The organism is Streptomyces sp. NPDC060000 (assembly GCF_042737375.1).
Taxonomy (GTDB): Bacteria; Actinomycetota; Actinomycetes; order Streptomycetales; family Streptomycetaceae; genus Streptomyces.
Genome location: NZ_JBHWUU010000071.1, coordinates 31,199 through 52,054, shown reverse-complemented (window position 1 = coordinate 52,054; position 20,856 = coordinate 31,199). Strand labels below are relative to the sequence as shown.

Here is a 20,856-nt window from a genome sequence, read left to right as displayed (position 1 = left end):
ACCCTCTCCCCCACCTGGGGCGTCTACAGCGGCTACGAACTCTGCGAGGGCACGGCGCTCAAGGAGGGCAGCGAGGAATACCTCGACTCGGAGAAGTACCAGCTCAGGCCCCGTGACTGGGCGGCGGCCGAACGGGAGGGCCGCAGCCTCGCCCCCCTGATCACGCGGCTCAACGAGATCCGGCGCGCGAACCCGGCCCTGCATCAACTGCGCGATCTGCACTTCCATCCCACCGACAAGGAAACGGTGATCGCCTACTCGAAGAGGAGCGCGGAGAAGAGCGGTTCGAACACGGTTCTGGTGATCGTCAACCTCGACCCCCACCACACCCAGGAGGCGACGGTGTCGTTGGACATGCCGCAACTCGGCCTGGACTGGCACGAGTCGGTGCCGGTGCGCGACGAGCTCACCGGCGAGACCTACCACTGGGGCAGGGCCAACTACGTGCGCCTCGAACCGGGCACCCGGCCCGCGCACGTACTCACCGTCCTGCGACCGTCCTACCCGCAGATCGGAGGGTCACCCACAACATGATCGTCAACGAGCCCGTTCCGGACACCTTCGAGGACACTCCCGCCAAGGACCGCGACCCCGAGTGGTTCAAACGCGCCGTGTTCTACGAGGTCCTCGTCCGCTCCTTCCAGGACAGCAACGGCGACGGCGTCGGCGACCTCAAGGGCATCACCGCCAAACTCGACTACCTGCAATGGCTCGGAGTCGACTGCCTCTGGCTGCCACCCTTCTTCAAATCACCCCTGCGCGACGGCGGATACGACGTATCCGACTACACCGCCGTCCTCCCCGAATTCGGCGACCTCGCCGACTTCGTGGAATTCGTCGACGCCGCCCACCAACGCGGCATGCGCGTCATCATCGACTTCGTCATGAACCACACCAGCGACCAGCACCCGTGGTTCCAGGAATCGAGAAAAGACCCCGACGGACCCTACGGCGACTACTACATGTGGGCCGACGACGACAAACAGTACGCCGACGCCCGCATCATCTTCGTCGACACCGAAGTCTCCAACTGGACCTTCGACCCCGTCCGCAAGCAGTACTTCTTCCACCGCTTCTTCTCCCACCAGCCGGACCTCAACTACGAGAACCCGGCCGTCCAGGAGGAGATGATCTCCGCCCTGCGGTTCTGGCTGGACCTGGGCATCGACGGCTTCCGCCTCGACGCCGTGCCCTACCTGTACGCCGAGGAGGGCACGAACTGCGAGAACCTCCCCGCCACGCACGAGTTCCTGAAGCGGGTCCGCAAGGAGATCGACGCCGCCTACCCGGACACGGTGATCCTGGCCGAGGCCAACCAGTGGCCCGAGGACGTCGTCGACTACTTCGGCGACTACGCCTCCGGCGGCGACGAATGCCACATGGCGTTCCACTTCCCGGTCATGCCCCGCATCTTCATGGCGGTCCGCCGGGAATCCCGCTACCCCGTCTCGGAAATCCTCGCGAAAACCCCCGCTATCCCCTCCCGCTGCCAATGGGGAATCTTCCTGCGCAACCATGACGAGCTCACCCTCGAAATGGTCACCGACGAGGAACGCGACTACATGTACGCGGAATACGCGAAAGACCCGCGTATGCGCGCCAACATCGGCATCCGCCGCCGCCTCGCGCCTCTGCTGGAGAACGACCGCAACCAGATCGAGCTCTTCACGGCACTGCTGCTCTCCCTGCCCGGCTCGCCGATCCTCTACTACGGCGACGAGATCGGCATGGGCGACAACATCTGGCTCGGCGACCGCGACGCCGTCCGCACCCCCATGCAGTGGACACCCGATCGCAACGCGGGTTTTTCGTCCTGTGACCCCGGGCGGCTGGTCCTGCCGACCATCATGGACCCCGTCTACGGGTACCAGGTCACCAACGTCGAGGCGTCGATGTCGTCGCCCTCGTCGTTGCTGCACTGGACCCGCCGGATGATCGAGATCCGCAAGCAGAACCCCGCCTTCGGCCTCGGGACCTACACCGAACTCCAGTCCTCCAACCCGGCCGTCCTCGCCTTCCTGCGCGAGGCTCCCCTGACGGAGGACGGCGGGGACGACCTGGTGCTGTGCGTGCACAACTTCTCGCGGTTCGCGCAGCCCACGGAACTGGACCTGAGCCGGTTCAAGGGGCGGTACCCGGTGGAGCTGTTCGGCGGGGTGCGTTTCCCGGCGGTCGGTGACCTGCCGTACCTGCTGACCATGGCGGGCCACGGCTTCTACTGGTTCAGGCTGCGCAGGGACGCGGCCTAGAAGTCCGGGCGGGGCGGTTTCCCCCGCCCCGCCCGGGGCACGCAACAGTAACGCCCCGACCCCGACCCCCCGGGGAAAGGAATGTGACACCTATGGCGGCAACTGTCACAGTCTCCGGCCGAACGGACCCCGGCCTCCTCATATCGCTGGACCCCCTGCTGCGCGAGTGGCTGCCCCGGCAGCGCTGGTTCGCCGGCAAAGGGCATCCCATCAGCGGGTTCTCGCTGGTCGCGGCCACCGAACTGCTCCCGGTCGGCACCAGGCCCGGGCTGTACCACCTGCTCGTGCGCGCCCAGCAGCAGGCGGGGCCCGGGGACTGCTACCAGCTTCTGATCGGCGTCCGCGCGGCCCTCCCGCCCCGGCTGGCGCCCGCCCTGATCGGACATGTGACACAGGGGCCGCTGGCCGGGCAGACCGCCTTCGACGCCCTGTACGACACCCGGCCCGCCGAGGTGCTCCTGGAGGCCCTGCGCACCGGGGCCCGGATCGGCGGGCTGCGCTGCGAGCGGGACCCGGAGCAGGAGATCCGGTCGGGGCTGGTCCCGCGCCGCCTGACGGGCGAGCAGTCGAACTCGTCCCTCATCTATGGAGATACGTTCATCCTGAAGCTGCTGCGCCGGGTCGTGCCGGGGGTCAACCCCGACCTGGAGCTGCCGCTGGCGCTGGCCCGCGAGGGCTGCCCCCGGGTGCCCGCGCCGACCGCGTGGATGTACGGGGACCCGGACGAGGGCGGGGCCGAGCCGTACGTCCTGGCCGTGCTCCAGCCGTATGTGCAGGGCGCGGCGGACGGCTGGGAGCTGGCCCTGCGGGAACTGGCCAAGGGCGAGGACTTCGCCGCCGAGGCACGCGCGCTGGGGCGGGCCACCGCCGAGGTGCACGGTGCGCTCGCCCGGGCGCTGCCCACGGCGACGCTGGGCCAGGCACAGATACGTCCGATGGTGGACGGCATGACCGAGCGGCTCGACGCGGCCGCGCAGGCGGTGCCCGCGCTGCGCCCGTACGCGCCCGCGCTGCGCACCGCCTTCACCGCGCTGGCCGACCTCGCGGCCGAGGGCCACACCTGGACCGCCCAGCGCGTCCACGGCGATCTGCACCTCGGGCAGTGTCTGCGCTCGGCCTCCGGACAGTGGTCGCTGATCGACTTCGAGGGGGAACCCGCCAGGCCGCTGGCCGAGCGGCGGATGGCCCAGCCGACCGTGCGGGACGTGGCGGGCATGCTGCGTTCCTTCGACTACGCCGCCCACTCCGCGGAGCCGCCGGCCCCGGCCTGGGCACACGCCTGCCGGGCGGCCTACTGTTCCGGGTACGCCGAGGTGGCGGGTGCCGACCCGCGCACCGACCCCGTACTGCTGCGGGCCCACGAGACGGACAAGGCGGTCTACGAGGTCGTCTACGAGGCACGGCACCGCCCCGACTGGCTGCCCGTACCCCTTTCCGCGATACACCGCCTCGCCGCACCCGACCTGCCTTGAGGAGGCTCCGTACGTGACTCCCCCGAAGAAGAAGGCCACCGCGAAGAAGAAGGCCACCGCGAAGAAAGCGGTGACCAAGAAGGCGGCGGCCCAGAAGGCGGCGAGCAGGAAGACGACGGGCAAGAAGGCGAAGGCGGCGGGCGAGAAGGCCATGGCGAAGGAGACAGCGGCAGCAGCAGAGGCGGCGGCAGAGGCAGAGGCGGCAGCAGCGGCAGCCGGGGCAGCGGCGGAGGGCGCCGCGAAGAAGCCCGAGAAGTCCGGGAAACCCCCCGTGGACAGCGTCGGCAGCACTCCCGGCACGGCGGTCGACCCCGCCCTCGGCCCCGCAGACCGTGAACGCCTGCTGCACGGCACCCATCACGATCCCCACTCCGTGCTCGGCGCGCATCAGGTGCCCGGCGGAGTCGTCTTCCGGGCGCTGCGCCCGTACGCGCGGTCCGTGACCGTGCTGGCGGGGGACCTGCGCGCCGAGCTCCACGACGACGGCGACGGCTTCTTCTCCGCCCTGCTGCCCCTGACGGAGGTCCCGGCCCACCGGCTGCTCGTGGCCTACGAGAGCACGACCGTGGAGACCGAGGACGCCTATCGGTTCCTGCCCACGCTGGGTGACCTGGACCTGCACCTGATCGGTGAGGGCCGGCACGAGCAGCTGTGGACGGTGCTCGGTGCCCATCCGAGGACCCATGAGGGCGTGAGCGGCACCTCGTTCTCCGTGTGGGCGCCGAACGCGCGCGGGGTGCGGCTGGCCGGCACCTTCAACTTCTGGGACGGCACGGGGTACCCGATGCGGTCGCTCGGCTCGTCCGGGGTCTGGGAACTGTTCGTGCCCGGGGTCGGCGAGGGCGAGCTGTACAAGTTCGACATCACCCGCCCCGACGGCTCGCACACCCTGCGCGCCGACCCGATGGCCAGGCGTACGGAGGTCCCGCCGGCGACCTCCTCGATCGTGCACGCCTCGCACTACGAGTGGGGCGACGAGGAGTGGCTGGCCCGGCGCGCCGAGATACCCGTCCACGAGGCCCCGTTCTCCGTCTACGAGGTCCATCTGGCGTCCTGGCGACGGGGACTGACGTATCGTCAGCTCGCGGAGCAGCTGCCCGCCTATGTCGGGGACCTGGGCTTCACCCATGTCGAGCTGATGCCGGTCGCCGAGCATCCCTTCGGCGGCTCGTGGGGCTACCAGGTCACCGGTTTCTACGCGCCCACGGCCCGGCTCGGCACTCCCGACGACTTCAAGTACCTGGTGGACGCGTTGCACCGGGCCGGCATCGGGGTCCTGATGGACTGGGTGCCGGCGCACTTCCCGCGCGACGAATGGGCCCTCGCCGAGTTCGACGGACGTCCGCTGTACGAGCACGAGGACCCGCTGCGCGCCGCGCATCCCGACTGGGGGACGCTCGAATTCGACTTCGGGCGACGCGAGGTGCGCAACTTCCTGGTGGCCAACGCCACCTACTGGTGCGAGGAGTTCCACATCGACGGGCTACGGGTGGACGCCGTCGCCTCGATGCTCTACCTCGACTACTCGCGCGAGCCGGGCCAGTGGACCCCGAACGAGCACGGGGGCCGGGAGAACCTGGACGCGGTGGCGTTCCTCCAGGAGATGAACGCGACGGTCTACCGCCGCAGCCCCGGGGTCGTCACGATCGCGGAGGAGTCCACGGCCTGGGACGGCGTCACGCGGGCCACGCACCACTCGGGTCCGAGCGGCTTCGGCGGGCTCGGGTTCGGGCTGAAGTGGAACATGGGCTGGATGCACGACTCGCTGGAGTACATGAGCCACGAGCCGGTGCACCGCAGGTACCACCACCACGAGATGACCTTCTCGATGGTGTACGCCTACAGCGAGAACTACGTGCTGCCCATCTCGCACGACGAGGTGGTGCACGGGAAGCGCTCGCTGGTGTCGAAGATGCCCGGCGACTGGTGGCAGCAGCGCGCCGGGCTGCGGGCGTACCTGGCGTACATGTGGGCCCACCCGGGCAAGCAGCTCCTCTTCATGGGCCAGGAGTTCGCCCAGGGCGCGGAGTGGTCCGAGGCGCACGGCCCCGACTGGTGGCTGCTGGATCCGGCGTACGGCGCCGAGGCCGACCACCGGGGTGTGCGGGACCTGGTCCGCGACCTGAACACCGTCTACCGGGCGGCGCCGGCCCTGTGGCAGCGGGACACCGACCCCGCCGGTTTCCAGTGGGTGGTCGGGGACGCGGCCGAGGACAACGTCTTCGCGTTCCTGCGCTACGACGCCGAGGGGTCCCCGCTGCTGTCCGTCTCCAACCTCTCCCCCGTCGTCCGCCAGGACTACCGCCTCGGCATACCCGACGACGTCCCGGCCTGGCACGAGGTCCTCAACACCGACGCGGCCGCGTACGGCGGCAGCGGTGTCGCGCACCCCGACCCGGTCAAGCCGGAGCCGCAGGGCCTGCACGGCCGGCCGGCGAGCGTCCGGCTGACGCTGCCTCCGCTGGCGACGGTGTGGCTGCGTCCCGCCTGAGCCGCGTCCGCTCCTCACCGGGGCTGTCGGCCGGTGCGGTGGTGTGCGGGTGGGCCTGCCTCCCACATCCGCTCACCGCACCGGCCGCGCACCCGCGGGGATCACGGCACGAGCCGGCACGTCCTGCTGATCCGGCGTCGGGCCAAGCTCCCACAGGTTCCTTCAGGCTCCTTCCAGGGCCGCGGCCAGCGCCCTCGGCAGCGGCCTGCTGTGGAGCACCGCCAGCCGCTGGGTCGCCCGGGTCAGCGCCACGTACAGGTCGCTCGTGCCGTACCGGGCGGGCTCCACCACCAGCACGGAGTCGAACTCCAGGCCCTTGGACTGGCGCGGGTCGAGCAGCACGACGTTGCGGGTCAGGTCCGGCTCGGCGCCCGCCGTCACCCCGTCCAGCCGGGCCGCCAGCTTCCGGTGCAGGTCGCGCGGGGCGATGACGGCGAGCCGGCCCTCGGCGGGGGTCAGTTCGCCGACGGCCTCGGCGACCGCGCCCGCGAGGTCTGCGGTGGCGCGCGCCCACGGGCGTACGCCGGTCGACCGCACCGAACTCGGCGGCTCGAAGCCGGGATGCTCCGCGCGGACCACCGCCGCGGCCACGTCCATGATCTCGGCCGGGGTGCGGTAGTTGACGCCCAGCCGGGTGTGCTCCCAGCGGTTGTCGACGTACGGCTGGAGGATCCTGTCCCAGGAGCCGACGCCCGCCGCCTCCGCGGTCTGCGCCGGGTCGCCGACCAGGGTCATGGAGCGGGTCGGGCTGCGCCGCATCAGCAGCCGCCACGCCATCGGCGACAGCTCCTGCGCCTCGTCGACGATGATGTGCCCGAACGCCCAGGTGCGGTCGGCCGCCGCGCGTTCGGCGGCACTGCGGTGGTCGTCCTCCTCGTGGCGTTCGGCGAAGCGTTCGGCGTCGATGATGTCGTGCGCGGACAGGACCTCGGAGTCCTCCTCGTGCTTGTCCTCGAACTCGTAGGTGCGGGAGGCGTAGGAGACGTCCAGGACGCCCTGTGCGTAGGCGACCTGCGTCTCGCGCTCGCGCTCCGCGCGGGCCCGTGCCACCCGGTCGTCCTCGCCGAGCAGTTCGGCCGCCTCGTCGAGCAACGGGACGTCCGCCACGGTCCAGGCCCGGGTCACCGGGCGGCGGATGGCGGCCGCGTCGTCGTCGGAGACATGGCCCACGGGGTCGGCGAGGAAGTCGGCGACCAGGCGCTGCGGGGTCAGCCGCGGCCACAGCTGGTCGACGGCGGCCCAGACCTCGGGGTTCTCGGCGAGCTCGTCGCGGATCTGGGTGATGTCGCTCGGGTCGAGGAGGTTCGAGCCGTCGTAGGGGTCCGTGCCGATGCGTTCGGCGACCATGTCGGTGAGCGTGTTGAGGATGTGGCCCTCGAAGTGCTCGCGGGCCGCGTTGTGCGGCAGCCCCGCGGCACGGGTGCGCTCGCGGGCCATGTTCACCAGGCCGTCGTCCAGCATCAGGATCTCGCGGTCGTGCCCGATCGCGATCACCGGATCGGGCAGCGCCTGCCAGTCGCGTACGACGCCGGCGAGCACGTCCGCCATGTCGGCACGGCCCTTCACGGCCGCCGCCTCGCGGGTGTCGGTGGCCGTCGCCCGAACGCCGGGGAAGAGTTCCCCGATCGTCGCCAGCAGCACGCCCGTCTCGCCCAGCGAGGGCAGCACCTCGCCGATGTAACCGAGGAAGGCGGGGTTGGGGCCGACGATCAGGACGGCCCGCTTGGCGAGCAGCTCCCGGTGTTCGTAGAGGAGATAGGCGGCGCGGTGCAGGGCGACGGCCGTCTTGCCGGTGCCGGGGCCGCCCTCGACCACCAGCACCCCTCGGTGCGGCGCCCGGATGATCTCGTCCTGCTCGGCCTGGATGGTCTGCACGATGTCGTTCATGCGGCCGGTGCGTGCCGAGTTCAGCGCGGCGAGCAGTACGGCGTCGCCGGTCGGGTCCTCGTGGCCGGTGCGGGTGGTGTCGCCGATGTCGAGGATCTCGTCGTGCAGGGCGGTGACCCGGCGTCCCTCGGTGGTGAGGTGCCGGCGCCTGCGCAGCCCCATCGGGGTGTGGCCGGTGGCCAGGTAGAAGGGGCGGGCGACGTCGGCGCGCCAGTCGATGAGGATCGGGGTGCGCTCGGCGTCCTCGGCGCGCAGGCCGATGCGGCCGATGTGGTGGTCGGTGCCGGAGGTGAGGTCGATGCGGCCGAAGCAGAGGGAGCCGTCCACCGCGTTCAGCGCGGCGAGCAGCCCGGAGCGTTCGGCGACCAGGATGTCCCGCTCGAGCCGGGCCTGCATGGGCGTGTTGCCCTGGGCGAGCGCGTCCGTGACGGAGCCCTCGGTGTCGCCGCGCAGCGCGTCCACGCGCGCGTACAGGCCGTCGATGAATTCCTGTTCGCAGCGCAATTCACTATCCGGAAAGTCGGCGTTTGACAATTCCACTCCCGCCCGCATATACTGTGCTCACTGAGCTTCTTTGCGACTCGATCCATTAGAAGTCGCGAACCATCAAATATACGCAGAGAAATCCCCCGGGCGCAATTGCCCGGGGGATTTCCTCGTACAGGGCGTCAGATCGACGCGGTCACCGGCCCCTGTCCGGCAGGACCTCGTCCAGTTCTGCCAGGAGCCGGCGCTTGGGCCGGGCCCCCACCATCGACTTCACGGGCTCACCGGCCCGGAACACCATGAACGTCGGCATCGACAGCACCTGGTACGCGTTGGTGGTCTCAGGGTTGGTGTCCACGTCCAGCTGCACCACCTTCAGCCGCTCGCCCTCCTCCGCGGCGAGCGCGGTGAGCACAGGGCCCATCTGCCGGCACGGCGGACACCAGTCCGCGGTGAACTCCACCAGCACCGGCAGGTCCGCCCCGAGCACCTCCGTCCCGAAGTCCGCGTCCGTCACCTCGGCCACCCCGTCCGCCTTGATCACCGTTCCTGCCCTCCCAGCTCGCACTCGGGCTCCGGACCCCCCGGAACCCGCGCCTCGGCGGCCAGCTCGTCGCGCGCCAGCTCGGCCCGTACGAGCTGCCCGGCGACCGTCTCCCGCACCGCCCGCAGCTCCCCGATGAGCGCGTCCAGCTCGTCCAGCTTGCGCCGGTAGACCGCCAGCGACGCCGGGCACGAGTCGCCCTCCGGGTGCCCGGCCCGCAGACACTCCACGAAGGGCCGGGTCTCCTCCAGGTCGAACCCGAAGTCCTGAAGGGTCCTGATCTGCCGCAACAGCCGCAGATCACCCTCGTCGTACGTCCGGTACCCGTTGTCGCCACGTCGCGCGGGCAGCAGCCCGCGCGACTCGTAGTACCGCAGCGTCCGGGTGGTGGTCCCGGCCCGAGCGGCCAGCTCGCCGATGCGCATGTCCACGAACGTAAGCCTTGACGCCCGCGTCAAGGCAAGAGCGGCTTGCGCTCGACCGGCGAGGTGAGCACGATCGACGTCGTGGTGCGGCCCAGGGCGGAGACCGCCTCGAGGACATCCTCCAGGTGGACGGTGTCCCGGACGGCGACCTTGAGGATCCAGCAGTCCTCGCCCACCACGTGGTGCACCTCGGTGATCTCGGGGCGCTCGATCAGCTCCAGGGTCCTGGGGTGCCTCAGGTTGTAGCCACCGTGCGGGTCGACCCGGATGAACGCCTGTATGCCGTAGCCGAGCCGGGCCGGGCTGACGTGCGCGCCGTAGCCGCAGATGACCCCCGCGGCCTCCAGCCGCCGCACCCGCTCCGTCACCGCCGCCGGACTCAGCCGTACCCTGCGGCCCAGCTCGCTGAGCTTGATCCGGCCGTCGGTCTGGAGCAGTTCCAGGATCTGCCGGTCCACCGCGTCGAAGGCCACCGACGTTTCGTCGGCGACGGCCCGTACCTGCCGAGGTTCTTTCGGTGCGGCGGCCGGAACTCCCATGAACACCCCTTCAGTACGCGCGGCTGCGCCGGGAGAATCATGGTCATGGAAAAGACGCAGGAGGGAAAGGCCCGGGAGGAAAAGGCCCGCGAGGTGTTGGTCATCGGCGGGAACCGGTATTTCGGCAAGCGGCTGATCGCGCGTCTGCTGGCCGCCGGGGACCGGGTGACGGTACTGAATCGCGGCTCGTCGGCGCCGCCTCCGGGCGCCACCCACCTGATCGCCGACCGCGACGACGAGAACGCGCTGGACTCGGCGCTCGGTACCCGCACCTTCGACGTCGTCGTCGACCAGGTCTGCTACACCCCGCGCCAGGCGGCGATCGCCCGCCGGGTGTTCGCCGGCCGGACCCGTCGTCACGTGCTGACGTCGACGGTCGAGGTGTACGAGTACGAGGACTCCATCGCCCTGGTGCGGGAGGAGGACCTCGACCCGCTGGGCGTGGAGGTGGATCTCGGCCTCCCCTGGGACGAACCGGGGTTCCTCGACTCCCACTACGGCGAGGGCAAGCGGCAGGCCGAGGCGGTGTTCGCGGCGGCTCCCGACTTCCCGCACGTGGCCGTGCGCGTCGCCCATGTGCTGGGCGGGACCGACGACTTCACCGGACGCCTCGAGCACTACGCGTCCCGCGTCCGCGCGGGTGAGCCGATCGCCGTGCCGACGGTGAACCACCCGGCGACGTACATCCACGTCGAGGAGATCGCCGACTTCCTGTTCTGGACGGTGGGCCAGGATTTCACCGGCCCGGTCAACGCGGCCTCGCACTCCACGCTGACCACGCACGAGGTGTGCGAGGCGGTGGCGGCGCGGGTCCCCGGCGGCCGGGTGGTCTTCCGGGAGGTCGAGGTCGGCGAGGTGTCCCCGCTCTCGTTCCGCCGCTTCTACGGCATGGACAACGCCCGCGCCGGCCGGCTCGGGTTCACCTTCGGCAACGCACGGCAGTGGCTGGGCCGCGCGGCCGACGAGACCCTGGGGAAGGTGACCCGCCCCGCGCCGCCGCCGGGTCGCGGAAGGGCATGAGAAAAACCGGGCGACCGAGCCACGGGGGAGTGCTCGGCCGCCCGGAGACGGTGGGGCTGGGCCCGGGCGTCCGGCCCCGGTTCAGGCGGGGCCGGACACCCGGAGTCGGGAGGGTGCGGACAGGGCCTAGGCCTTGGCGAGTTCCTTCTCGCCGTCCTCACGCTGCTCGGGCAGGGCGTCCGCCGGGGCGGTCCCGACGCCGGCCTCGTCCTCGTCGAGCAGGGTCTTCTCGTCGAAGGGCAGCCCGCCGGCGAGCACCAGCTGGACCCGCTCCTTGTCGATCTCCTTGGTCCAGGTGCCGATCAGGACGGTGGCGACGGCGTTGCCGGCGAAGTTGGTGAGGGCGCGGGCCTCGCTCATGAAGCGGTCGATGCCGACGATGAGGCCGATGCCGTCCACCAGGGCGGGCTTGTGCGACTGGAGGCCGCCGGCCAGGGTGGCCAGACCCGCGCCGCTGACGCCGGCCGCGCCCTTGGAGGCGAGGAGCAGGAACAGGAGCAGCGGGATCTGCTCGCCGAGCGACATCGGGGTGCCCATCGCGTCGGCGATGTACAGCGACGCCATGGTCATGTAGATCATGGTGCCGTCGAGGTTGAAGGAGTAGCCGGTCGGGACGGTGATGCCGACGACGGGCTTGCTGACGCCCAGGTGCTCCATCTTCGCGATGAGCCGCGGCAGCGCGGACTCGGAGGAGGAGGTGGACAGGATCAGCAGGAACTCACGGCCCAGGTACCTGAAGAGCTTGAGGATGTTCAGGCCCGTGAAGGCGCGCAGCAGGGCCGCGAGCACGATGAAGACGAACAGGAAACAGGTCGCGTAGAACCCGAGCATCAGCACGGCGAGGCTCTTCAGCGCGTCCACACCGGCCGAACCGACCACGGCGGCGATGGCGCCGAAGGCGCCGATCGGGGCCGCCCACATGACCATGGCGAGGATGCGGAAGACGAGCCGCTGGATGTGCTCGACGCCGCGCAGGACCGGCTGGCCGACCGGCCCCATCGCCTGCAGGGCGAACCCGGCGAGCAGCGCGACGAGCAGGGTCTGCAGCACCTGGCCCTCGGTGAAGGCCGAGACGAACGTCAACGGAATGATCGACAGGACGAAGTCGACCGGCGGCAGCGCGTCGGCGGACACCTGGTCGTGCCCGGTCGCCTTGATCGCGTCGGTCAGGTGCATCCCGTCGCCCGGGTGCAGGACGTTGCCGACGACGAGGCCGATCGTGAGCGCGACGAGCGACATCACCGTGAAGTAGCCGAGGGCGATACCGCCGACGGCGCCGACCTTGGCGGCCTTGCGTACGGACCCGATGCCCAGCACGATCGTGCAGAAGATGATCGGCGAGATCATCATCTTGATCAGGTTCACGAAGCCCGTGCCCAGCGGCTTCAGCTCGACGCCGGCGTCGGGCCAGATCAGGCCCACCGCGATGCCGAGCGCCACCGCGACGATCACAGCGATGTACAGGTAGTGGGTGCGGTCCCGCTTGACTGCGGGTGCGGCAGGTGCCGTATCGGGGGTGCTGCTGGCGGCCACGGCTGCCCTCCTTGACGTCTTCGTCGGCATCACCGGCGTGCGGCTCACGTCCGGGGAGTTATGGGGGAATGCCGTGACTATCTCCCGCCCTGTGAGGGCGGTCACCCTTCCGTTCATTTAGTTCACACTTAACCTCGGGGGCACACTGACGACATGCGCATCCCCGCCCTCCCCCGACCCCGCAGCCTGGCCGGCCAGCTCTTCGCCATGCAGGCCGTGCTGATAGCGGTCGTCGTCGCGGGATACGCGCTGTTCACGTACGTCAGCGACCGCACCCAGGCCGAGGAGGCCGCGGGCCGCCAGGCCACGGCCGTCGCCCGCTCGGTCGCCGACTCCCCCTCGGTGCGGGCGGCGATCCACACCGCGAAGCCCACCGCCCAGCTCCAGCCGTACGCCCTGCGGGTCATGAAGGACACGGAGGTCGACTTCGTCACGATCATGAATCCGGAGGGCATCCGCTGGACCCACCCGGACAAGACCCAGATCGGCCAGCGCTTCCGGGGCAACACGGCGAAGGCCCTGAAGGGCGACTCGTTCACCGAGACCTACACCGGCACGCTCGGCGCGTCCGTCCGCGCGGTCACCCCGATAGAGGAGGGTGACCGGATCATCGGCCTGGTCAGCGCGGGCATCAAGGTCGAGTCGATCAGCAAGCGGGTGCAGGACCAGGTGACGGCGCTGTTCGCGGTGGCCGTCGGCGCGCTCGCCCTCGGCGCGATCGGCACGTACGTCATCAACGCGTCCCTGCGCCGGCACACCCACGGCATGAACGCGGCCGAGCTCAGCCGGATGCACGACTACCACCAGGCCGCGCTGCACGCGGTGCGGGAGGGGTTGCTGATGCTGGACGGGCAGTACAAGGTGGCGCTCATCAACGACGGAGGCCGGGAGCTGCTGGGCGTCTCGGGGAAGGTGGTGGGCATGTCGGTGGCGAACCTCGGCCTGCCGGCCCCCCTGACGGGCGCGCTGCTCTCCTCGGAGCCCCGGGTGGACGAGGTGCACCTCACGGCGGACCGGGTGCTCGTGGTGAACACCTCCCCGGTGTCGGGCGGCGAGCGCAGGGGCGCCGTGGTCACCCTGCGTGATGTGACCGAACTCCAGTCCGTCATGGGCGAGTTGGACTCCGAACGCGGCTTCACACAGGCGCTGCGCTCCCAGGCCCACGAGGCGGCGAACCGCCTGCACACCGTGGTGTCGCTGATCGAGCTGGGCCGGGCGGAGGAGGCGGTGGACTTCGCGACGTCCGAGCTGGAACTGGCCCAGGCACTGACGGACCAGGTGGTCGCGGCGGTCAGCGAACCGGTCCTGGCGGCCCTGCTGCTGGGCAAGACGGCCCAGGCGAACGAGCGGGGCGTGGAACTCGTGGTGTCGCAGGAGAGCACGCTGGACGACGGTCTGCTGCCGGAGTCGCTCCCCGCGAGGGACCTGGTGACGATCCTGGGCAACCTGATCGACAACGCGGTGGACGCGGCCCAGGGGAGCACCCGGGCGCAGGTCACGGTGACCGCCGCCACAGAGGGCGCCGAGCTGCTGCTGCGGGTGGCGGACACCGGCGCGGGAGTGGATCCCGCGCACGCCTCGCTGGTCTTCGAGCGCGGCTTCTCGACGAAGCCGGCGGGGCCGGGCGGGCGGGGCCTCGGCCTGGCCCTGGTCCGGCAGGCGGTACAGCGGCACGAGGGCACGCTGTCGGTGGCGGAGGCCGCGGGCGGCGGGGCGGAGTTCCTGGTGCGCCTGCCGCTGCGGGCGACGGCCGGGCCCGGACGTACCGGGACGGCTGTCGCCGGCGAGCCCGGGACGTCCGGGTCCGGTAAGACCGCGTCCGGTGAGGCCGTGTCGGGGCCGGGGTCTGGAGGCAAGGGATGACGAGTGACGAGCCGATCAGAGTGCTGGTGGTGGAGGACGATCCGGTCGCCGCGGACGCCCATGTGATGTACGTGGGAAGGGTGCCCGGATTCGTCGCGGTGGGCAAGGCGCACACCGGTGCGGAGGCCCGGCGCCTGCTGGACCGTACGCCGGTGGACCTGCTGCTCCTCGACCTGCACCTGCCCGACGCGCACGGGCTCCAGCTGGCCCGCTCGCTGCGGGCGGCGGGCTATCACGCGGACGTGATAGCGGTGACGTCGGCGCGGGACCTGACCGTGGTGCGGGAGGGCGTCTCCCTCGGGGTCGTGCAGTACGTACTGAAGCCCTTCACCTTCGCGACGCTCCGGGACCGGCTGGTGCGGTACGCCGAGTTCCGGGGCGCCGCGGGTGAGGCGAGCGGCCAGGACGAGGTCGACCGGGCGCTGGCGGCCCTGCGCGCGCCGGGGCCCGCCGCCCTGCCCAAGGGGCTGAGCGCGCCGACGCTTGAGCGGGTGACGGAGGTCGTACGGGAGGCGGCGGAGGGGCTGACCGCGGCGGGGGTCGCCGAGGCGGTGGGCATCTCCCGCATCACGGCCCGGCGCTATCTGGAGCATCTGGTCGAGGCGGGACGGGCCGAGCGCAAGCCGCTGTACGGGCAGGTCGGGAGGCCGGAACTGGTGTACCGGTGGGTGCGGACGACCCGGGGGAAGTGAAGACCCCCGCAGGTTTCCACAACCGGTGACCATGTCCGAACACCCGGTAGTCACCGCGCTCCCGGGCCCCTACCTTGTCCCCCGTGCCCAGACCTCCGACCCACACCCGTCAGCCAGGTCCCCCCTTCAACGCTCCCGCCGCCCGCAGGCTCCGCGCGGCCCTCGGCATGACCCCGGACCACGTCGCCCACGGCCTTCGCGCCTCCTACGCGCTTCCGCACGCCACCCCCGACCTCGTCATCGCCTGGGAACGCGGGACACTCACCCCGGCGTATTCCGAACTCACCGCCCTGGCGGGCGTGTTGTGGTGTTCTCCGGGGGAGCTGATCGGCAGGCCGCGCACCCTGCGCGAACACCGCGTCGCCCGCGGCTTCGCCCCCGAGGACGTGGCCCGGGCCGTGGGGCACGAGTTCCTGGCGTACACGCGGATGGAGGAGAGCGGGCAGTGGCGTGGCACGGACCGGCAGTCCGCCGCCCTCGCCGAGCTGCTCGGCCTCTCGCTGCCCGACCTGATCACCGTCACCGGGCACGAGGGCAGGCTGGCCGACCTGCTGCGCACCGCCGCGCGCACGCGCTGGCAGGCCTACGTCGGACCCGTGAGCCGGATCGTTCCCCTGGACCGGCGTCTGCTGGAGGAGACCCTCCAGGATCTGCACCGGGCCTACCAGGGGCAGCTGGCCGCCACGCCGAGCCGGGGCGACGGCAGTGCGGCCGACGAGGCGAGCGAGGCCGGCCGGGACTTCCTGAACCGGATCGTCGACACCTTCTGGACAACCCTCGAAACCCGGACCGCGTAAAACCCGGACCGCGTAGGAACGGTTCCGGCCGGCGAACCGCCCAGCAGGCAAAACACCTGGCGGCCGAACCGTCCAAGACGGACCGCCGGGCGGGCCGAGCCGCTCAGAAGGCGAACCGCCCGGCGGCGGCCCAACCGTCCGGAAGACGGACCGCCGGGCGACCGAAACCGCCCAGCAGACGAACCCGCCGGGCGGCCGAGCCGGCAGCGGGCAGCGGGCAGTCGGCAGCGGGCAAAACGCCGGGCGGCCGAACCGTCCGGAAGACGGACCGCCTAGGAGAAGACCGACTCCGCTTCCTCGATCCGGTCCGCCGGAACCGTCTTCAGCTCGGTCACCGCCTCCGCCAGCGGCACCATCCGGATGTCCGTCCCGCGCAGCGCCGTCATCCGCCCGAACTGGCCGCGGTGCGCCGCCTCCACCGCGTGCCAGCCGAAGCGGGTCGCGAGGACACGGTCGTACGCCGTGGGGACACCGCCACGCTGGACGTGGCCGAGGATCACCGGCCGGGCCTCCTTGCCGAGCCGCTTCTCCAGCTCGTAGGCCAGCGCCGTACCGATGCCCTGGAAGCGCTCGTGACCGAACTGGTCGATCGCGCCCTTGGTGTAGTCCATGGTGCCGTCGGCCGGGTGCGCGCCCTCCGCGACGCAGATGACCGCGAACTTCTTGCCGCGGGCGAACCGCTCCTCGACCATCTTCACCATGTCGGCGGGGTCGAAGGGCCGCTCCGGCAGACAGATGCCGTGCGCGCCCGCCGCCATCCCGGACTCCAGCGCGATCCAGCCGGCGTGGCGGCCCATGACCTCGACCACCATCACCCGTTGATGGGACTCCGCGGTCGTCTTCAGGCGGTCCATCGCCTCCGTCGCGACGCCGACCGCGGTGTCGAAGCCGAAGGTGCGGTCCGTCGACGAGATGTCGTTGTCGATCGTCTTCGGGACGCCCACCACCGGCAGACCGGCGTCCGACAGCATCCGCGCGGCCGTCAGCGTGCCCTCGCCGCCGATCGGGATGAGCGCGTCGATGCCGAAGTCGTGGATCATGTCGGAGGCGCTCTCGCAGGCCTCGCGCAGCCGGTCGCGCTCCAGGCGGGACGAGCCGAGGATGGTGCCGCCGCGGGCCAGGATGCCGCTCACCGCGTTGAGGTCGAGCCCCCGGTAACGGCTGTCCAGCAGCCCGGCGTAGCCGTCCTCGAAGCCGATGACCTCGTCGCCGTAGTTGTCGACGGCGCGGTGCACGACCGACCGGATCACTGCGTTCAGGCCGGGGCAGTCGCCACCTGCGGTGAGAACTCCGATGCGCATCGTGCTGTGTCTCCTGCTCGCTGTTGGTACCGGTGAGCCAGATTCGATTGTTTCACGCCGCCGATCGGGCTGTCTCTTGACGGGCGCCTTAACTACGGCCGGAGGTATTGTCAAGAGGGATCTGCTCACCTAGGTGGGCGATTTTTGTGCCCTCGTAAGGAAACGGAGAGCTCGCGTGACCCGCAGCGTGTACGTGACCGGAATCGACCGCGGCGACGGCCGTCAGGTCGTCGAGCTGGGAGTCATGGAGCTCCTGACCCGGCAGGTCGACCGGGTGGGCGTCTTCCGTCCACTCGTCCACGACGGGCCCGACCGGCTCTTCGAGCTGCTGCGTGCCCGCTACCGGCTGGCGCAGGATCCGGCCACCGTCTACGGCATGGACTACCACGAGGCGTCCGCCCTCCAGGCGGAGCGGGGGACGGACGAACTGGTCTCCACCCTCGTCGAGCGGTTCCTCGGTGTCGCCCGCGCCTACGACGTCGTCCTCGTCCTCGGCACGGACTACGCCGACACCCAGTTCCCCGACGAACTCGCCCTCAACGCGCGGCTCGCGAACGAGTTCGGCGCGTCCGTGATCCCGGTCGTGGGCGGCCGCAGGCAGACGGTGGAGTCCGTGCTCGCCGAGACCCGCAACGCCTACCGGGCGTACGAGGCCCTCGGCTGTGACGTCCTCGCCATGGTGACCAACCGGGTGGCCCCGGAGGACCGGGAGAAGATGGCCGCCGGGCTCGCGACCCGGCTGCCCGTGCCCTGTTACGTCCTGCCCGACGAGCCCGCCCTCTCCGCGCCGACCGTCGCGCAGATCAGCCACGCGCTGGGCGCGAGGGTGCTCCTCGGCGACGACTCCGGGCTGGCCCGTGACGCGCTCGACTTCGTCTTCGGCGGGGCGATGCTGCCGAACTTCCTCAACGCGCTGACCCCGGGCTGTCTGGTCGTCACCCCGGGCGACCGGGCCGACCTGGTCATCGGCTCGCTCGCCGCGCACAGCGCCGGCACCCCGCCGATCGCCGGTCTGCTGCTCACCCTCGACGAGGTGCCGAGCGACGCGGTCCTCACCCTCGCCGCACGCCTCGCCCCCGGCACCCCCGTCATCTCGGTGCCCGGCAACAGCTTCCCCACCGCCGAGCAGCTGTTCTCCCTGGAGGGCAAGCTGAACGCGGCCACCCCGCGCAAGGCCGAGACCGCCCTGGGTGTGTTCGAGCGGCATGTGGACACGGGCGAGCTGCTCGGGCGCGTCTCCGCGCCGAGCACCGACCGCCTCACGCCGATGATGTTCGAGCACAAGCTGCTGGAACGGGCCCGCGCCGACAAGCGCCGGGTCGTCCTCCCGGAGGGGACCGAGGAGCGGGTGCTGCACGCGGCCGAGGTGCTGCTGCGCCGGGGTGTCTGCGACCTCACCCTGCTCGGGCCCGTCGACCAGATCCGCAAGAAGGCCGCCGATCTCGGCATGGACCTCGGCGACTGCTCGCTGATCGACCCGGCCACCTCCGAGCTGCGCGACTCCTTCGCCGAGAAGTACGCCGGGCTCCGGGCCCACAAGGGCGTCACGGTGGAGCTGGCCTACGACGTCGTCTCGGACGTGAACTACTTCGGGACGCTCATGGTCCAGGAGGGCCTCGCCGACGGCATGGTCTCCGGTTCCGTGCACTCCACGGCCGCCACCATCCGGCCCGCCTTCGAGATCATCAAGACGAAGCCGGACGCCGACATCGTCTCGTCGGTGTTCTTCATGTGCCTCGCCGACAAGGTCCTCGTCTACGGCGACTGCGCCGTGAACCCGGACCCGAACGCCGAGCAACTCGCCGACATCGCCATCCAGTCGGCCGCGACCGCCGCCCAGTTCGGGGTGGAGCCGCGGATCGCGATGCTGTCGTACTCCACGGGTACGTCCGGCTCCGGCGCCGACGTCGACAAGGTGCGGGAGGCGACGAAGCTCGTCCGCGAGCGGCGCCCCGACCTGATGATCGAGGGGCCGATCCAGTACGACGCCGCCGTGGAGCCGACCGTCGCCGCGACCAAGCTGCCGGGCTCCGAAGTAGCCGGTCAGGCGAGTGTGCTGATCTTCCCGGACCTCAACACCGGCAACAACACCTACAAGGCCGTGCAGCGTTCGGCCGGCGCGATCGCCGTCGGGCCGGTGCTCCAGGGCCTGCGCAAGCCGGTCAACGACCTGTCCCGGGGCGCCCTGGTCCAGGACATCGTCAACACCGTCGCCATCACGGCGATCCAGGCCCAGGCCCCGAGCGAGAAGGCTGTCCAGCAGTGACCTCCCACCCGTCGCCCCCCACCGGCCTGCCCGACGAGCTGCGCTCGGTCCCCCTTGCCTCCCGTGTCCTCGTCCTCAACTCCGGCTCCTCGTCGGTGAAGTACCAGCTGCTCGACATGCGGGACAGCAGCCGGCTCGCGAACGGGCTCGTCGAGCGCATCGGTGAACGGTCCTCCCGGCTCAAGCACACCCCGCTGGCCACCGGCGGCGAGAGCCGTGAGCGGACCGGGCCGATCCCCGACCACGACGCCGCGCTGAAGGCCGTGGCGGAGGAGCTCGCCAAGGACGGCCTCGGTATCGACTCCCCCGAGCTCGCCGCCATCGGGCACCGTGTCGTGCACGGCGGCAAGCACTTCACCGAGCCGACCGTGATCGACGACGCCGTCCTCGCCGAGATCGAGCGGCTGATCCCGGTCGCCCCGCTGCACAACCCGGCCAACCTCACCGGCATCCGCACCGCGACGGCCCTGCGGCCCGACCTCCCCCAGGTCGCCGTCTTCGACACGGCGTTCCACACGACGATGCCGGAGGCGGCGGCCCGCTACGCCATCGACGTCGAGACCGCCGACGCGCACCGGGTGCGGCGCTACGGCTTCCACGGGACCTCCCACGCGTACGTCTCCCGGGCGACGGCGAAGCTGCTCGGCAAGGCCCCCGAAGAGGTGAACGTCATCGTGCTGCACCTCGGCAACGGGGCGTCCGCCTCGGCCGTCGAGAAGGGCCGGTGCGTGGACACCTCGATGGGGCTCACACCCTTGGAGGGGCTCGTGATGGGTACGCGCTCCGGGGACACCGATCCGGCCGTCATCTTCCATTTGGCGCGAGTTGGTGAAATGTCCATCGATGAAATCGACACTCTTCTCAACAAGAAGAGCGGGCTCGTCGGGCTGTGCGGTGACAACGACATGCGGGAGATCCGGCGCCGGATCGACGAGGGTGACGAGCGGGCGCAGCTGGCCTTCGACATCTACATTCACCGGCTGAAGAAGTACATCGGCGCCTATTACGCCGTACTCGGGCACGTGGACGCGGTCGCGTTCACCGCCGGGGTCGGGGAGAACGCGGCGCCGGTGCGGGAGGCGGCCGTCGCGGGCCTGGATTCCCTGGGCCTGGCGGTGGACGACGAGCTGAACGCGGTACGCGGCGACGAGCCGCGGCTGATCTCGCCCGCCGGCGCGCGGGTGGCGGTCGCCGTGGTGCCGACGGACGAGGAACTGGAGATCGCGACACAGACCTACGCACTGGTGAAGCGGCATTGATTTGCGACTCCGCCGCGTGACAACTGAGCAGG

15 protein-coding genes and 1 pseudogene are annotated in these 20,856 nt (G+C 71.0%); 10 read left to right on the top strand and 6 right to left on the bottom strand.

Annotation, left to right across the window (positions count from 1 at the left end):
• From ACFWBB_RS31575 to glgB, 4 genes and pseudogenes are all read left to right on the top strand, one after another.
• A pseudogene (locus ACFWBB_RS31575) lies at positions 1-534 on the top strand (alpha-1,4-glucan--maltose-1-phosphate maltosyltransferase); the annotation flags it as partial.
• Positions 531-2,249 (top strand): maltose alpha-D-glucosyltransferase, encoded by a 1,719-nt coding sequence (gene treS, locus ACFWBB_RS31570; protein ID WP_385279136.1) that lies wholly within the window; start codon positions 531-533, stop codon positions 2,247-2,249. The pseudogene ACFWBB_RS31575 and the gene treS, both read left to right, overlap by 4 nt.
• Positions 2,250-2,341: 92 nt before the next feature.
• On the top strand, positions 2,342-3,721 hold the full coding sequence (locus ACFWBB_RS31565; RefSeq protein ID WP_385279134.1) for a phosphotransferase: 1,380 nt from the start codon (positions 2,342-2,344) through the stop codon (positions 3,719-3,721).
• Between the two features lie 13 nt (positions 3,722-3,734).
• A complete protein-coding gene (gene glgB / locus ACFWBB_RS31560) occupies positions 3,735-6,212 on the top strand; it encodes a 1,4-alpha-glucan branching enzyme (protein ID WP_385279132.1) in 2,478 nt (825 codons plus the stop codon).
• A 162-nt stretch (positions 6,213-6,374) separates the two neighbouring features.
• On the opposite strand, the gene ACFWBB_RS31555 is transcribed toward glgB, so the two are convergent.
• From ACFWBB_RS31555 to ACFWBB_RS31540, 4 genes are all read right to left on the bottom strand, one after another.
• Positions 6,375-8,603 (bottom strand): HelD family protein, encoded by a 2,229-nt coding sequence (locus ACFWBB_RS31555; protein WP_385279130.1) that lies wholly within the window; start codon positions 8,601-8,603, stop codon positions 6,375-6,377.
• A 178-nt stretch (positions 8,604-8,781) separates the two neighbouring features.
• Complete coding sequence (locus ACFWBB_RS31550; RefSeq protein WP_385279128.1) at positions 8,782-9,129, bottom strand: thioredoxin family protein; 348 nt, start codon at positions 9,127-9,129, stop codon at positions 8,782-8,784.
• Entirely contained in the window at positions 9,126-9,554 is a 429-nt protein-coding gene (locus tag ACFWBB_RS31545; RefSeq protein ID WP_020131119.1) for a MerR family transcriptional regulator, read from the bottom strand. The genes ACFWBB_RS31550 and ACFWBB_RS31545 overlap by 4 nt, the downstream gene beginning before the upstream one ends.
• Positions 9,555-9,583: 29 nt before the next feature.
• Positions 9,584-10,093: an Lrp/AsnC family transcriptional regulator gene (locus ACFWBB_RS31540; RefSeq protein ID WP_385279126.1), complete on the bottom strand. Its 510-nt coding sequence runs from the start codon at positions 10,091-10,093 to the stop codon at positions 9,584-9,586.
• A 45-nt stretch (positions 10,094-10,138) separates the two neighbouring features.
• On the opposite strand from ACFWBB_RS31540, the gene ACFWBB_RS31535 reads away from it, so the two are divergent.
• Positions 10,139-11,113 (top strand): NAD-dependent epimerase/dehydratase family protein, encoded by a 975-nt coding sequence (locus tag ACFWBB_RS31535; RefSeq protein ID WP_385279123.1) that lies wholly within the window; start codon positions 10,139-10,141, stop codon positions 11,111-11,113.
• A gap of 126 nt (positions 11,114-11,239) precedes the next feature.
• Here ACFWBB_RS31535 and ACFWBB_RS31530 read toward each other — a convergent pair whose 3' ends face one another.
• Entirely contained in the window at positions 11,240-12,676 is a 1,437-nt protein-coding gene (locus ACFWBB_RS31530) for a cation:dicarboxylate symporter family transporter (RefSeq protein ID WP_385279142.1), read from the bottom strand.
• A gap of 123 nt (positions 12,677-12,799) precedes the next feature.
• On the opposite strand from ACFWBB_RS31530, the gene ACFWBB_RS31525 reads away from it, so the two are divergent.
• The 3 genes from ACFWBB_RS31525 (at position 12,800) to ACFWBB_RS31515 (ending at position 15,998) form a co-directional block, all read left to right on the top strand.
• Entirely contained in the window at positions 12,800-14,509 is a 1,710-nt protein-coding gene (locus tag ACFWBB_RS31525) for an ATP-binding protein (protein ID WP_385279121.1), read from the top strand.
• Entirely contained in the window at positions 14,506-15,201 is a 696-nt protein-coding gene (locus ACFWBB_RS31520; protein WP_385279119.1) for a response regulator, read from the top strand. Before ACFWBB_RS31525 ends, ACFWBB_RS31520 begins: the two co-directional genes overlap by 4 nt.
• A gap of 83 nt (positions 15,202-15,284) precedes the next feature.
• A complete protein-coding gene (locus ACFWBB_RS31515) occupies positions 15,285-15,998 on the top strand; it encodes an XRE family transcriptional regulator (RefSeq protein ID WP_385279117.1) in 714 nt (237 codons plus the stop codon).
• 272 nt (positions 15,999-16,270) lie between these two features.
• Here ACFWBB_RS31515 and ACFWBB_RS31510 read toward each other — a convergent pair whose 3' ends face one another.
• Positions 16,271-17,299, bottom strand: coding sequence for an ATP-dependent 6-phosphofructokinase (locus ACFWBB_RS31510; protein WP_385279115.1), 1,029 nt, complete (start codon positions 17,297-17,299; stop codon positions 16,271-16,273).
• A 175-nt stretch (positions 17,300-17,474) separates the two neighbouring features.
• Here ACFWBB_RS31510 and pta point away from each other — a divergent pair, with 175 nt between their 5' ends.
• Positions 17,475-19,565, top strand: a complete 2,091-nt coding sequence (gene pta, locus ACFWBB_RS31505) for a phosphate acetyltransferase (RefSeq protein WP_385279113.1) — start codon at positions 17,475-17,477, stop codon at positions 19,563-19,565.
• A gap of 38 nt (positions 19,566-19,603) precedes the next feature.
• Positions 19,604-20,824: an acetate kinase gene (locus tag ACFWBB_RS31500; RefSeq protein ID WP_385279140.1), complete on the top strand. Its 1,221-nt coding sequence runs from the start codon at positions 19,604-19,606 to the stop codon at positions 20,822-20,824.
• The last annotated feature ends 32 nt before the right edge of the window (positions 20,825-20,856 follow it).

Bases quoted from the DNA above. Each gene is read 5' to 3' on its own strand.
- treS (WP_385279136.1), top strand. From the start codon at position 531: ATGATCGTCAACGAGCCCGTTCCGGACACCTTCGAGGACACTCCCGCC.
- ACFWBB_RS31565 (WP_385279134.1), top strand. From the start codon at position 2,342: ATGGCGGCAACTGTCACAGTCTCCGGCCGAACGGACCCCGGCCTCCTC.
- ACFWBB_RS31545 (WP_020131119.1), bottom strand. From the start codon at position 9,554: ATGCGCATCGGCGAGCTGGCCGCTCGGGCCGGGACCACCACCCGGACG.
- ACFWBB_RS31540 (WP_385279126.1), bottom strand. From the start codon at position 10,093: ATGGGAGTTCCGGCCGCCGCACCGAAAGAACCTCGGCAGGTACGGGCC.
- ACFWBB_RS31535 (WP_385279123.1), top strand. From the start codon at position 10,139: ATGGAAAAGACGCAGGAGGGAAAGGCCCGGGAGGAAAAGGCCCGCGAG.
- ACFWBB_RS31530 (WP_385279142.1), bottom strand. From the start codon at position 12,676: ATGCCGACGAAGACGTCAAGGAGGGCAGCCGTGGCCGCCAGCAGCACC.
- ACFWBB_RS31525 (WP_385279121.1), top strand. From the start codon at position 12,800: ATGCGCATCCCCGCCCTCCCCCGACCCCGCAGCCTGGCCGGCCAGCTC.
- ACFWBB_RS31520 (WP_385279119.1), top strand. From the start codon at position 14,506: ATGACGAGTGACGAGCCGATCAGAGTGCTGGTGGTGGAGGACGATCCG.
- ACFWBB_RS31510 (WP_385279115.1), bottom strand. From the start codon at position 17,299: ATGCGCATCGGAGTTCTCACCGCAGGTGGCGACTGCCCCGGCCTGAAC.